This window comes from Streptomyces sp. NPDC039424 (genome assembly GCF_055639495.1).
In genome coordinates, this window is sequence record NZ_JBVKAI010000006.1 from 284259 (window position 1) to 296686 (window position 12428).

The 12428-nt window shown below is 70.1% G+C and carries 13 protein-coding genes and 1 pseudogene; 8 read left to right on the forward strand and 6 right to left on the reverse strand.

Annotation, left to right across the window (positions count from 1 at the left end):
* Window positions 1–191: 191 nt before the first annotated feature.
* The 5 genes and pseudogenes from ACZ7L0_RS18295 to ACZ7L0_RS18315 all read left to right on the forward strand — a co-directional run bounded on the left by ACZ7L0_RS18295 (window position 192) and on the right by ACZ7L0_RS18315 (window position 4158).
* Window positions 192–650 (forward strand): MarR family winged helix-turn-helix transcriptional regulator, encoded by a 459-nt coding sequence (locus ACZ7L0_RS18295; RefSeq protein ID WP_471243470.1) that lies wholly within the window; start codon window positions 192–194, stop codon window positions 648–650.
* 135 nt (window positions 651–785) lie between these two features.
* A pseudogene (locus tag ACZ7L0_RS18300) lies at window positions 786–1636 on the forward strand (hypothetical protein).
* Between the two features lie 241 nt (window positions 1637–1877).
* A complete protein-coding gene (locus ACZ7L0_RS18305; protein ID WP_471243471.1) occupies window positions 1878–2642 on the forward strand; it encodes an ABC transporter ATP-binding protein in 765 nt (254 codons plus the stop codon).
* Window positions 2639–3091 (forward strand): hypothetical protein, encoded by a 453-nt coding sequence (locus ACZ7L0_RS18310; RefSeq protein WP_471243472.1) that lies wholly within the window; start codon window positions 2639–2641, stop codon window positions 3089–3091. Before ACZ7L0_RS18305 ends, ACZ7L0_RS18310 begins: the two co-directional genes overlap by 4 nt.
* 353 nt (window positions 3092–3444) lie before the next feature.
* The gene (locus ACZ7L0_RS18315) at window positions 3445–4158 is read left to right on the forward strand and encodes a hypothetical protein (protein WP_471243473.1); all 714 of its coding nucleotides are present in this window, start codon (window positions 3445–3447) and stop codon (window positions 4156–4158) included.
* Between the two features lie 70 nt (window positions 4159–4228).
* Here ACZ7L0_RS18315 and ACZ7L0_RS18320 read toward each other — a convergent pair whose 3' ends face one another.
* The 5 genes from ACZ7L0_RS18320 to ACZ7L0_RS18340 all read right to left on the reverse strand — a co-directional run bounded on the left by ACZ7L0_RS18320 (window position 4229) and on the right by ACZ7L0_RS18340 (window position 9566).
* Entirely contained in the window at window positions 4229–5875 is a 1647-nt protein-coding gene (locus ACZ7L0_RS18320; RefSeq protein WP_471243474.1) for a sigma-70 family RNA polymerase sigma factor, read from the reverse strand.
* 237 nt (window positions 5876–6112) lie between these two features.
* Window positions 6113–6439 (reverse strand): SCO4225 family membrane protein, encoded by a 327-nt coding sequence (locus ACZ7L0_RS18325; RefSeq protein ID WP_471243475.1) that lies wholly within the window; start codon window positions 6437–6439, stop codon window positions 6113–6115.
* A 118-nt stretch (window positions 6440–6557) separates the two neighbouring features.
* Window positions 6558–7556, reverse strand: a complete 999-nt coding sequence (gap, locus tag ACZ7L0_RS18330; RefSeq protein WP_471243476.1) for a type I glyceraldehyde-3-phosphate dehydrogenase — start codon at window positions 7554–7556, stop codon at window positions 6558–6560.
* A gap of 110 nt (window positions 7557–7666) precedes the next feature.
* On the reverse strand, window positions 7667–8623 hold the full coding sequence (locus ACZ7L0_RS18335) for a GlxA family transcriptional regulator (protein ID WP_471243477.1): 957 nt from the start codon (window positions 8621–8623) through the stop codon (window positions 7667–7669).
* Window positions 8624–8684: 61 nt separating this feature from the next.
* Window positions 8685–9566 (reverse strand): NAD(P)-dependent oxidoreductase, encoded by an 882-nt coding sequence (locus ACZ7L0_RS18340; RefSeq protein WP_471243478.1) that lies wholly within the window; start codon window positions 9564–9566, stop codon window positions 8685–8687.
* A gap of 109 nt (window positions 9567–9675) precedes the next feature.
* Here ACZ7L0_RS18340 and ACZ7L0_RS18345 point away from each other — a divergent pair, with 109 nt between their 5' ends.
* Both ACZ7L0_RS18345 and ACZ7L0_RS18350 read left to right on the forward strand, forming a co-directional pair.
* A complete protein-coding gene (locus ACZ7L0_RS18345) occupies window positions 9676–10248 on the forward strand; it encodes a TetR/AcrR family transcriptional regulator (RefSeq protein WP_471243479.1) in 573 nt (190 codons plus the stop codon).
* A 3-nt stretch (window positions 10249–10251) separates the two neighbouring features.
* A complete protein-coding gene (locus tag ACZ7L0_RS18350) occupies window positions 10252–10851 on the forward strand; it encodes a hypothetical protein (RefSeq protein ID WP_471243480.1) in 600 nt (199 codons plus the stop codon).
* 40 nt (window positions 10852–10891) lie between these two features.
* On the opposite strand, the gene ACZ7L0_RS18355 is transcribed toward ACZ7L0_RS18350, so the two are convergent.
* The gene (locus ACZ7L0_RS18355; RefSeq protein WP_471243481.1) at window positions 10892–11470 is read right to left on the reverse strand and encodes a helix-turn-helix domain-containing protein; all 579 of its coding nucleotides are present in this window, start codon (window positions 11468–11470) and stop codon (window positions 10892–10894) included.
* Between the two features lie 117 nt (window positions 11471–11587).
* Here ACZ7L0_RS18355 and ACZ7L0_RS18360 point away from each other — a divergent pair, with 117 nt between their 5' ends.
* Window positions 11588–12424 (forward strand): EamA family transporter, encoded by an 837-nt coding sequence (locus ACZ7L0_RS18360; RefSeq protein WP_471243482.1) that lies wholly within the window; start codon window positions 11588–11590, stop codon window positions 12422–12424.
* Window positions 12425–12428 lie beyond the last annotated feature (4 nt).

Genomic DNA, 12428 nt, shown 5'->3' on the forward strand with positions numbered 1-12428 from the left:
CGTATGGTCGTCGCCGGGTAGGTCGTCAGGCACGTTCAAGGCGCCGCTCTGGACACACCGTCCTCGCTGAGCCGGGCCGCGGAGATCCGGAAAGAGGCAGGACATAGCCGAAGCGCCTTGACCTCAAGTGAGGTTGAGTTTTTACGGTCGGTCTCCTCGAACCAGCGCAAGCGAAGGCGAAGGGACCAGCCGTGGAGTACTCGCACAGCGACGCCGAACTGATCCAGCAGCCCATCGGCTACTGGAGTTGGGCCGCTTTCCATGCCGTCGTCACCCGCACCCGGGCCGCCCTCGCCGAGATCGGCATCACCCAGCCGCAATGGTGGGTCCTCGCGCAGGTCGCACGAGCCGACACGGTCAAAACTCGCCACGAGGTGTCCAGCCTCCTCCGGAACTACCTCGACACGGGCTCGGCGACCATGGAGTCGGAGATCGACAGGACCATCGCCCAGGCCTGGATCACCGAGGATTCCGAGGGACGCCTGAACATGACGGCCGAGGGCAGGGCGTTCTACGACAGGGCCGCGGCCCTCCAGGACGAGTTGCGGGCGGAACGGAACATCGGCATCTCCGACGAGGAATACCTGACCACCCTCAAGGTGCTCCAGCGATTCATCCACAACACGGGCGGCCAGGCCTGGCACCACTAGGTTCTCGAAGGCCCGTCCAAGGCGAATGTGGCTTGATACCACCGCAGTAAACCGGAAACAGAGGCAACCCGCGCGGACGGCGGCGGCGACTGACAGGTGAAATCCCGACTCCCATCACCATCAAGGGAGTTCACCATGCGCACACCCCTCGGGCGTCTGGTCACCCTCCTCGCCGCCCTGATCGCGTTGGTCGCCGTGCCCGTCACGACGGCGTCCCCGGCGCAGGCCGCCGACGAGTGGAACCCGCCCGCGAATCTCGTGCAGCCCCTCTACGAGGTGTGGAGGCACGTCGAGTCGACATATCCTGACCTCTACGGCTTCCGCAACTACGGCTGGGACCAGGTCATGGCCACCAAGGGAAGCATCAACTACTGCGTCCGCTGGGAGTCCGAGGCCCCGGTCAGCGCCGCCCTGCGCGACCAGATCCACGCCGCGCTGATGAAGCAGTTCGCCAAGTGGACGGCCGCCATGGTGGACAACGGCAAGGGCCACAACGCCTGGCCGTACACGACGGTGCCGGTCAACATCGTCGGCTGGGCGGTGAAGAACCGCTCGACCCTGCAGTGGACCGACAACTCCGTCGACATCTACGCCGGAAACCTGGACGGCGGCGGAGCACCGCAGTGCGCTCCGGACTGCGGCCGCTCTTCCACCAGGAAGGCAACTACGCCAAGTGCCCGGGCGGAGCGGCCCACCACTACGACCAGTCGCTGTGGCTGACCAAGGGCTTCCAGGGCGGCGCCGGCGGGGACTGGGGCCAGCGCGTGGGCCAGGAGTACTTCACCGGCGCGCTCAACCAGGACAACATCCACATCTACCTGCACGAAGTCGGCCACACGTTCGGCCTGGACGACTTCTACGACTGGACCCCCACCGGTCAGTGCTGCTTCCTCATGAACGCCGGCACCGCCACCCGGATCACGGACTTCGACACATGGATGCTCCGCGACTTCTGGCGCCATGTGAAGAACCGCTACGGCCTCTGACGACGGCCGCGGCCGGCCGCGGGTGACCGCGGGCAGGGGCGGCGACCGGAACGCCCCCGGACCGGGAAACCCGCAGCCGCCCCACCCAAGAACCGGAGCACGTCCGGCAAGTCCCCGGCTGCCCCGTACACGCGGACTTGCCGATGCCTTGACGATCCGTTCCATGGACGTTCAACCGGCTGTCCCTGCCTGCGCCGTGTACCGCGCCTAGGTTCCTTCACTGTTGCGAAAGAAGGGACTCATGGACGCACTCCTCGCCATCCGGGCTCGCGGGATCACCAAGTGTTTCGGCGACGTCGTCGCACTCGACGGCATCGATCAGGATGTGGCGCAGGGGCAGATTCACGGCCTGGTCGGGCCGAACGGCGCCGGCAAGACGACACTGCTCGGCCTCCTGCTGGGCCTGGCCGTCACCGACAGCGGCCGTCTCGAAGTCCTGGGTACGCCGGTCGGGCGGGCGCTCGCCGCTCCCGACGGTGTCGCCGGCTTCGTGGACGGCCCCGGACTCTACCCCTCGCTCACCGCCAGGCAGAACCTCGCCGCGCTGGCCGCTCTTCGCGGCAGTGACGCGCGGACAACGGGAATTGACGACGTGCTCGACGAGGTCGGGCTCACCGATGTCGCCGACGACCGGACCCGCGGATTCTCCCTCGGCATGCGCCAGCGGCTCGGGCTCGCCGCCGCCCTGCTCACCAAGCCCCGGCTGCTCGTGCTCGACGAACCCGCCAACGGCCTCGACCCGGCCGGCAAAAGCTCTCCAGCGACCACACCGGTGGCCCGGCGAACGCCACCGCCCAGGTCGCGGACAACGATCTCGCCACCGGCAGGATCGTCGACGAGATCTCGCACAGCAAGTACTGGAAGAACTCGGCGATCTTCGTGGTCGAGGACGACTCCCAGGCCGGCCTCGACCACGTCGACGGCCACCGTGCCCCGATCCAGATCATCAGCCCCTGGGCCCAGCACGGCGCCGTCGACAACCATTAATACTCGCAGATCACGATGATCCGGACCATCGAGCAGATCCTCGGGATCCACCCGATGAACCAGAAGGACAGCGCGGCCAGTCCCATGCGCGGGGCGTTCACCCAGCACGCGGACCTCACGCCGTTCCAGGCGCTGCCCAACCGGATCTCGCTCACCGCGGGCCTGTCGACCCCGCCCGCCTGCGGTGTGGACACCCCGGCACCGCAGGACCCCAGCGCGGCTGCCGTGCCGTCGGCGAAGGTGCCCGCCGACAAGCAGGCGCTCGCGGCCCAATGGGAAACCTGGAAGTCGAAGCAGCGACTGACCGGTCCGGGCGCCGTGCCCGACTACGCGAACCCCGCCCAGATGAACCACTTCACCTGGTACCAGACACACGACTGGAAGAAGCCGTACCCGGGCAAGGACAAGATCCTCGCACCGAAGGACGTGCCCGGCGCCTACATCCCGTCGTCGGAGTCCGACGGCTGACACAAGCTGATCGCGCCAAGGGGTCCCTGGCAGGCTTCACCGCCGGCCGGGGACCCCTTCGAACATAAGCATCGCGAAGTGAGTGTGCGGATGCGGTTGTCACGGGAACATCAGGTGCCAGCCGTGCTGAGTGGTGTCGACGGTCAACTTGCCGACCATGTCAGCGTCTTCGACATGGAAGGTCCAGGTAGGTCGGCTGCTGTTGAAGAGCGTCAACACCCGGCCCAAACCCCTCGACAGCCTAGCCCACACACGGACGACCCAACCCGAATCGCAACCAGTGAGCAGCTCCATGACCCATGTAGTGGGTAGCATCCGGCTCAACACCTCAGGAACAAGGAGTGTGAACCGCCGTGGCTGATGCAAACCCCAGCGCCGCCATCCAGGACAGGTACGCGCAACAGGTCGCAGCCGACCTGGACAAGAACCGTGCGGAACAGCGGGAACTCAACGAGGAGGTGGCAGCCCTGCAGAAGCGGCTGGAGCAGCTCCGCACAGACGAAGGGTGGCTGGCCGACATCCAGGACTCCCTGTCTGCCGCGAAGCCGGCCGGCCCGAACACCGATGTCCCGCAGCCGAGGCAGGAGCAGTCCGAAAGCCCGGCGCCCGCGCGGAAGAAGGCGGCACGGGCGGGAGGAAAGGGCGGTAAGAAGACCACGCAGAGCAAGCCCGCCGCCAAGGCTCCGGCAAAGGCACCGGCAAAGGCACCGGCGGCCAAGAAGACGACTGCCGCAAAGACCCCCGCGGCGAAGGCAACCACGGGGCCTGCTCTCGGTGATCTGCTCAAGGCCATCCTGGACAGTCACGCCGGTCTGCCGCGCACGGCCGGTGAAGTCCGTGACGAGTTGGAGCAGAAGCACCCGGACCGTGCGCGGGACGTCAACGTCGTACGCAACACCCTCGAACGACTCGTCGCCAAGAGCGAAATCGAGCGGACACGGCAGAAGCGCACCGTGCTCTACACCAGCACCCACGGGCCTGAGTCGGCCACCGGTGAGGGTGGAACAGCCGCCCAGGCAGCGGCGACCGACGCAGTCGACGCCAACAAGGCTGCCGCGTCGGCGTAGTTACCGTCACTGTACGGCGGAGCCGAGCACGGGGGTGGTCGTGGCCGGGGGGCCACGACCGTCGGCGGCGTCACATCTTGGCGCCGAAGTCCTGGGTCCACCACGGGCCGCCCGAACCCCTGTGGACACCCACGCCGATGTCCTTGAACGAGCAGTTGAGGATGTTGGCGCGGTGCCCGGGGCTGTTCATCCAGGAGTCCATCACCGCCGCTGGGGTCTGCTGGCCCTTGGCGATGTTCTCCCCGTACGTGGACCAGCGGTAGCTCGCGGCGGTGATGCGCTGCCCCGGGTCGGCGCCGTCCGGATTGCTGTGGTCGAAGAAGTCACGGGCGGCCATGTCGTCGGAGTGGCCCTGCGCGGCCTTCTCCAGTTGCGGGTCCTCCGTGAGCGGACCGCACCCGGCTGCCGCCCGTTCCTTGTTCACCAGCGCGACCACCTGCGCCACGGTGCCCGAGGGCGCCGACTGCGCCGACTGCGCCTGCGGCGTGCTGGACGGACGACGGGTCGGCTGGGCGGATCGTTCGGGGGTCGACGGGCTCTTGCCTGCGGGGCGGGGCGGCTTGGAGACGCTCGTCTTCCTCGGTTTCGACGCGGTCGGCGACGGTGATGCCGACACCGACGGAGAGGTCTCGGCGGCACGGGTTGCCGAGAGGTCGACGACGGGGTCGCCGACGGTTCGCGCGGCGGCCGCCCCCTCGTTGCCGGTCCCGGAGTCCGTGCCGAAGTACCAGAGGCCGCCACCCGCCACACAGGCCGCCACGACGGCGCCGCCGACGGCCCTGCGCCGGATGCGGCGGCGTCGACGGGCCTCGCCGCGGGATGCCGCGCGGCGGACTTGGGCGCGGGTCCCGGTCCGCGGGCCCGGTCCGGCTTGGTCCCCGGTCGCGTCGAGCCGTGACGCCGAGCCGGCCGGGGCCATGTCACCGGCGGCGGAGCGTACCTGCGCGAGCAGCGCGGACGAAGCCGCGACCAGCGCCAGTCCGGCCAGCAGTCCCTCGGCGGGCATCAACCCGCTCCACAGGCCGGAGCAGCGCACGCAGCCGCGGGCGTGCCGGGCTATTCGCTTGCGCCAGAGCGCCGAGGGCCTGCCGTCCCACGCGGCCACCGCATCACGCAGTTCGTCGCACGGCGGCTGTGCGTCGAGCGCCCGCACCACCACCCGGGCCGCCTCCAGCTGTGCCTTCATCCGTTGCACCCGGACCGCCGTGTGCTGGGGCGACAACTCCAGGGCCGCGGCGACCTCGGCCCGGGTCAGCTCGCCGGCGCACTCCAGCCACCACAGCGACAGCAGCCCCCGGTCGTCCGGGTCCAGCCAGCGGGTGGCCCGCGCGGTCTCCTGCCGCTGGCCGGAGAGTTGGAGCCGCAGCATGGTCAGGTCCACGAAGTCGGCGCCCGGATCCGCGAGGTCTCCGGCGTCCTCCACGGCGTCCGGCGCCGGCTGCCGGTCCTGCCAGTGCGCCCGGACCTCGTTCATCGCGATCGCCACGAGCCAGGAGCGGAAACTCTCGGGAGTACGCAGACCGCCCAGCGCGCCGAGGGCGCGGAGCATGGTCTCCTGCACCACGTCGTCGACATCGACCGAGCCGTTCAGAGCCCGCCCCACGATGTTGTAGACGAGCGGGAGGTAGGCGCTGACCAGTGCGTCCTGGGCCTCCGGGTCGCCTGATCGGGCAGCCTTCACCAGTGCCGCCGTGTCCACCGTGTGCTGTGTACTCATCAAAAGCGTCCCTGTCCCTCGACTCCGAACGATGGTGTCCGACACCTGGGAGATCGCTCGGTGAGTCTCGGATAACAGTTCTTCGGACTCCTGTTTCACGAGAGGTTCACCGCACCGACGCAGCGATCACAACGGAGGAGGTTACGTGAGGGGGTTCGTCCGCCGGAGCCGAGGTACGGCGTCCGGGCCGGTATCGGCGGCCGGCTGTGAACGCCGGGGCGGAATGGTCCCGCGCCGTCAGGCGCCGCTCGGGCCGGTGCGGTGGTGGAGGCGGCCGGAGAGCCTGCGGTACGCGGCGCCGAGCACCGCTGCCTGGAACAGGGCGCCGATGACGACGCCGGCCCACGGGAGCGCGTCCGGCAGCGCCAGGAACAGCCAAGAGGTGGGAGCCGTGACCACGAACGCCCACACACCGGCGAAGCTGGCGTCCTGGTGCTCGACGAACAGCAGGTCCACGCCGACCCAGCACAGGACGGCGGCGACCACCGCCAGATAGCCGAGGGCCGCCGGATTGAGCAGGTGATGACGCACGGCTGTGCCGAAGGAGCGCTGCGAACCGTTCATGTCGAACCTCCTGGGATCTCGTCTCCGGTCTCCCACGATCTCGCGCGCCTGCCACGGCGGCGTGAGTAGCCGTACTCATGTTCGCGCGCACGGCTACCCAGCCGAACGATCGTCCCGGTCAGCGGGTGGCCAGGAACTCGAGGGTGTCGATCACACGGTTCGAGAACCCCCACTCGTTGTCGTACCAGGCGACCACCTTCACGTGACGGCCGTCGACACGGGTGAGGGCCGAGTCGAAGATCGACGAGGCCGGATTGCCCGTGATGTCGGAGGACACGAGCGGATCGTCCGAGTACTCGAGGATGCCGGCGAGCGGCCCCGCCGCGGCGGCGCGGTACGCCGCCAGCACCTCGTCGCGCGTCACCTCGCGGGCGACGGTCGTGTTGAGTTCGACGATCGAGCCGACCGGGACCGGTACGCGGATCGAGTCGCCCGACAGCTTGCCGTCGAGGTTGGGCAGCACCAGGCCGATCGCCTTGGCGGCGCCCGTCGTGGTCGGCACGATGTTGACGGCGGCGGCGCGTGCGCGGCGGGCGTCGCGGTGCGGACCGTCCTGCAGGTTCTGCTCCTGCGTGTAGGCGTGGACCGTCGTCATGAAGCCGTGTTCGATGCCGGCGAGTTGGTCGAGCACCGCGGCCAGCGGTGCGAGCGCGTTGGTCGTGCACGAGGCGTTCGAGACGATGGTGTGCAGGGCCGGGTCGTACGCGTCGGTGTTGACGCCGAACGCGAGGGTGACATCGGCGCCGTCCGACGGCGCACCGACGAGTACCTTCCGCGCGCCCGCGTCGAGGTGGGCGCGTGCGGCCTTGGCCGAGGTGAAGCGGCCGGTCGCCTCGAGCACGATGTCGACGCCGAGTTCGGCCCACGGCAGCTGGGCCGGTTCGCGCTCGGCGAGCACCCTGATGCGACGGCCGTCGACGACGAGGGTGTCTCCTTCGGCGGTCACGGGGCGGCCGAGCCGGCCGGCGGTCGTGTCGTAGGCGAGCAGCCGGGCGAGGGTGGCGGACTCGGTGAGGTCGTTGACGGCGACGACCTCGAGATCGCTGTCGCGTTCGAGCAGTGCCCGCAGCACATTGCGTCCGATGCGGCCGAATCCGTTGATGGCGATACGAGTCATGAGTGGTTTTCCCCGTCCTTTCGGTTCACCACCAGGTTCGCGCGCGGCACCCGGCCCTGACAGCGGCGTGATCGCCATGGTTCAAAAGGATCGCGCCACGTGGTGGCGGGCTACTCGCCGTGGGCGAAGGTGCGCCGATACTCGCTCGGTGTGGTGCCGAGGATGCGCTGGAAGTGCAGCCGCAGATTCGCGCCGGTGCCGAGACCGACGTCGGCGGCGATCTGCTCGACGCTGCGCTCCGAACGCTCGAGCAGCTCGCGGGCCATATCGATACGGGCGCGCATGACCCACTGCATCGGCGTGTACCCCGTGTCTTCGGCGAAGCGCCGCGAGAACGTGCGCGGCGACACCGCCGCATGCCGGGCCAGCACCTCCAGGGTGAGCGGCTCGCGAAGCCGGTGCAGCGCCCACTCGCGGGTGGCGGCGAACCGCTCACCGAGCGGCTCGGGCACGCTGCGCGGCACGTACTGCGCCTGGCCGCCGCTGCGATAGGGCGCCGCGACCAGGCGCCGGGCCGCGTGGTTCGACGCGGCCACCCCGAGGTCGCCGCGCAGGACGTGCAGGCACAGGTCGATGCCCGAGGCGGCACCGGCCGACGTCAGCACGCTGCCCTCGTCGACGAACAGGACGTTCGCGTCGACGTGGACGAGCGGATGCTTCGCCGCGAGCGCCCGCGTGTAATGCCAGTGCGTGGTGGCGCGTTTGCCGTCGAGCAGGCCCGTGGCGGCGAGCGCGAAGGCGCCTGTCGAGATGGCGGCGAGCCGCGCGCCCCGGTCGTGGGCGGCGATCAGTGCGTCGATCACGGCCCGCGGCGGGTCGTCGCGGTCCGGGAACCGGTAGCCGGGGATGAAGACGATGTCGGCCCACGCGAGCGCGTCAAGGCCGTCGGCCACGTGGTACGACATGCCGTCGCCGCCGGTCACCGGACCGGGTGCCGCGCCGCACACCCGTACCTCGTACGGCATGCTCGCCCGGGTCGTGAACACCTGCGCGGGAATGCCGACATCGAGCGGCTTCGCTCCCTCGAGCACAAGGACGGCGACACGACGCAGACGGGTGGATGACACGGGGAACAGGGTACGAGGCCCCACGTCCGGCGCGGTGAACTCCCCCGTCGGGCAGGTGCGGTCAGGCCTCGGCCTTCTTCATCAGCTCCACCAGGCTGGAGAAGCTGTCCGTGGCGTGGCCGGCGTCCATGCCGCGCCGGACGAGGTCGACGACCGCGGCCGGAAGGGTGGTGTCGACGCCCGAGTCGGCGTTGGTGTGCAGGACATGCTCGACGCCGGCCATCCCCATGGCCAGTCGGTCCACGTCGCCCAGGTGCTCTCCGGCGTCGATGCGTTCGGCGTAGAAGGTGAAGAACCCGGGAAGCGAGTTCGCGGTGTCGGTGGCGTGCTGCAGGATGTCGGCCGCTGCCAGACCGTTCGCGTGGGCGAGGGCGATCGCCTGCCAGTAGCTCAGCATGGAGGTCCAGAACATGACCATGCCGATCTGGTAGAAGAGCGCGGCCAGTCCCGGGTCCTCCCCCCGGTAGTCGGTCCGGCCTGTGACGACTTCGAGCACCGGCCGGTACTTGTCGAAGGCTTCTCGCGAACCGCTGTAGAAGGTGGACGACGCGGGTCGGCCGATCCCGGAGGGCGGCACGGTGACGCCTCCGGTGAGCTGTACGGCACCTCGCTCGGCCGCCCAGCGGGCGGCGGCCCGGGCCCGCTCGGGGGTATCGGAGCTGAGATTGACCAGGACCCGGCCGGAGAGCGCCGTCGCGGCCGGCTCCAGCACGTCGTACATCGCGGCGTAGTCCGTGAGACTCAGGATCACGACCTCGTTCGCGGCGAGGGCCTCCTCGACGCTCGACGCGAGGACCGCGCCGCGGGCCACCAGGGCGGCCGCGCGAGACGCGGTGCGGTTCCACAAGGTGACCGCGTACCCACGGTCCAGTAAGGCCGCGGCCATGGCCTGGCCCATGGGCCCGAGTCCGACGACGGTGACCGACTGCTTGGTGCTGCTCATGACGAGTTCTCCACCCCTCACTAAAACGATCGCTCTATTTAGAGCGCGACGGCAACGTATCACAGCGCTAGAACGAACGCTCTACCCAGTCGACCGATACGGTGTCCGCATGCAGAACAGCACCCGGGACCGGATCGTCGTCGCCGCATCACGCCTCGTGCAGCGCCAGGGCTACGTCGGCACGGGAATCAAGCAGATCGCCCAGGAGGCACAGGCCACCCTCGGCTCCGTCTACCACTTCTTCCCGGGCGGCAAGGAGGCCGTCGCCGTGGCCGGGATCAAGTACAGCAGTGAGGAATTCGCGACGCTCCTGCGGAAGGCGCTGGACAGCGTCGACGACCCGGCGGAGGCGGTGCTGACCTGCGCCCGGCAACTCGCCGTAGAGCTACGCGAGTCGGGCTGGATCGACGGCTGCCCCGTCACGGCGGCAGCCCTGGAGACGCTCGGAACCGACTCGGAGATCCAGCGGACGTGCGCCGAAGCACTGCGCAGCTGGGAGCAGTTGGTCTTCGACAAGCTGATGCGCTGCGGCTTCCCGGCCGAGAGCGCCCGCGAGCTGGCGACCACGGTCATCGGCGCCCTGGAGGGCGCGGAAGTCACCGCCCAGGTCAACCGCAGCGAGGAACCGCTGCGGGCCACGGGCCGGCAACTCGCCCGCCTTGTGCGCTCGTACGAGGTCTAGCCGGTGACTCCGTCCACGACGGCGGCCGTCAGCCGCCTGCTGCTGCACTATCTGAACGCACCTGTTGCCGCGTACTGCCGCCTGCGCGGAGTCCTGCCCGCCCCCGGCGCCGTACGGATCGCCATCCGCGCCGGAGACGACGAGACCGGCATGAGCTTCCTGTACGAGATCCCCGACAACACGGTGGCCCCCGACCGCATCCCCGGCATTCTGCGCACCGTCCTGACCGGACCCCAGCTCTACAGCAGCAGCGACGTCGGCGAGGCCATGGGGATGACGCTCATCCGCCTCCGCCCGGCGGAGATCACCCCGGCCCCGGAACCCGAGGAGGGCCGGGCACTCACCGTCCTGCGCGCCCTGTCCGACCCCGGCGACGACGAGAACCCCTTCCTGGTCGGCTTCCTGCTGCACGGCGACGGCCTGATGCGCCTGTACGTGCGGCGCCCCGACCGCCCCGGCATCATCGGCACGGACATCCGCCTGGCCCACACGGGCACGGCACTGATCGCCGCAATCCCCACCCTCATCGGGGAAGAGCGGCACCGGCAGCCGGCACCGGACGACCCGCACTGCGATTTCCTCGTGGACCTGACCGACCGGTAGGGCGGTGACGGAGGCGTGGCCGGCCACCGCGCGGGTCAGGTCAGGGACGCGGGGCGGGCGGCAGGTGGACCGTCATGATCAGGTGGCAGGTGTCGGCGCCCGCGCCGCGGTAGGTGTGCGGGGTGTCGCCGTCGAACGTGGCGGTCTGCCCGGCTTCGACGGTGTGCTCGGTGCCGTCGACGACCAGGGTCATCCGGCCGGAGGTGACACTGACGGTTTCGACGACGCCGGCCTGATGGGGGTGGCTGGGGTACTCCTCGTCGGGCTCCAGTCGCCAGCGCCAGACCTCGACCGGGGCCGGGCCTGAGGTCGTCAGCATGAGCCGGGCCTCGCCGCCCCGCTCCCCCGTCCACAGCGGTGCCACGGCGTCGGCGGCCACGACGCGGACGCGGCCTTCGGCGGGCCCCTGCATCAGGGCGGACACCGAGATGCCGAGGGTGTCGGCCAGCCGGACCAGGGTGGCCAGGTTGGGATTGCCCTGGGCCTTCTCCAGCCCCACCAGGGCGCCCTTGCTGACCTGGGCGCGTCGGCTGAGCTCGTCCAGGGACAGGCCCGCGCGGGCGCGGGCGGCCTTGACGTTGTTCGCGACCGTCCGCAGGGCTGCGGCTGCCTCGCCCACCTGATCACCTTCCTCACTGCTGGACCATTCGATTGCACCGTTCGGTCGTTCGGTTGTAACGATCGGTCGGTTCAATGTACGGTGCGGTCGTTCCGTTGAATGGTAAGGGATTGTGCTGTGATCGCTCTGCTGCTGGCCCTCGGTAGCTCACTCGCCTACGGATGCGCCGACTTCCTCGGCGGGCTCGGTGCCCGGAAAGCCCATGTGCTGCGCACCGTGATGGTCGCCGCCCCGGCCAGTCTCGCCGTCGAACTGCTGCTGTGGCCCGTACTCGGTGCCTCGTTCAGCCCCGCGGCCCTGGGCTGGGGCTCCGCGTCCGGGGTCGCCTCGGCCGCCGCGTTCGCGCTGCTCTACAAGACCCTGGCGATCGGTCCGATGAACGTGCTGTCGCCGGTGACCGCGCTGGTGTCCGCCGCGCTGCCGGTCGCGGTGGGGCTGCTGCAGGGCGAGCACCTGGCCACCGCCGGACTGATCGGCCTGCCGCTGGCGCTGGTGGCGGTGGTGCTGGTCAGCGCCGGACACGGCACGGGCTCGGCGCGCCCCTCCCGTACGGCGCTGCTGCTGGCCTTCGGCGCGGGCGCCGCCATCGCCCTCCAGCTCGTCTTCCTGCACCAGGCGCCGTCCGACAGCGGGGTGGCCCCGCTGGTCGTGGGCCGGGCCGTCTCCTCGGTTGTCACCCTGGCCGCGGCCGGGCTGATGCGCCGCAAGCTGGGCGCCGAGCGACCCGCGTACGCCATGTCGGCCGCCGCTGGTGTGCTGGACTCGCTGGCGAACCTGCTGTTCCTGCTCGCCGCCCGCGGCGGGGACCTCACCGTCGTCGCCGTGATCACCGCTCTCTACCCGGCCGGCACGGTCCTGCTCGCCCGCGCCGTGCTCGCCGAACGCATCCACCGCGGTCAGCTCGTCGGCCTGGGTACCGCCGCCGTCGCCGTCGGCCTCCTCGCCCTGACCTGAGCAG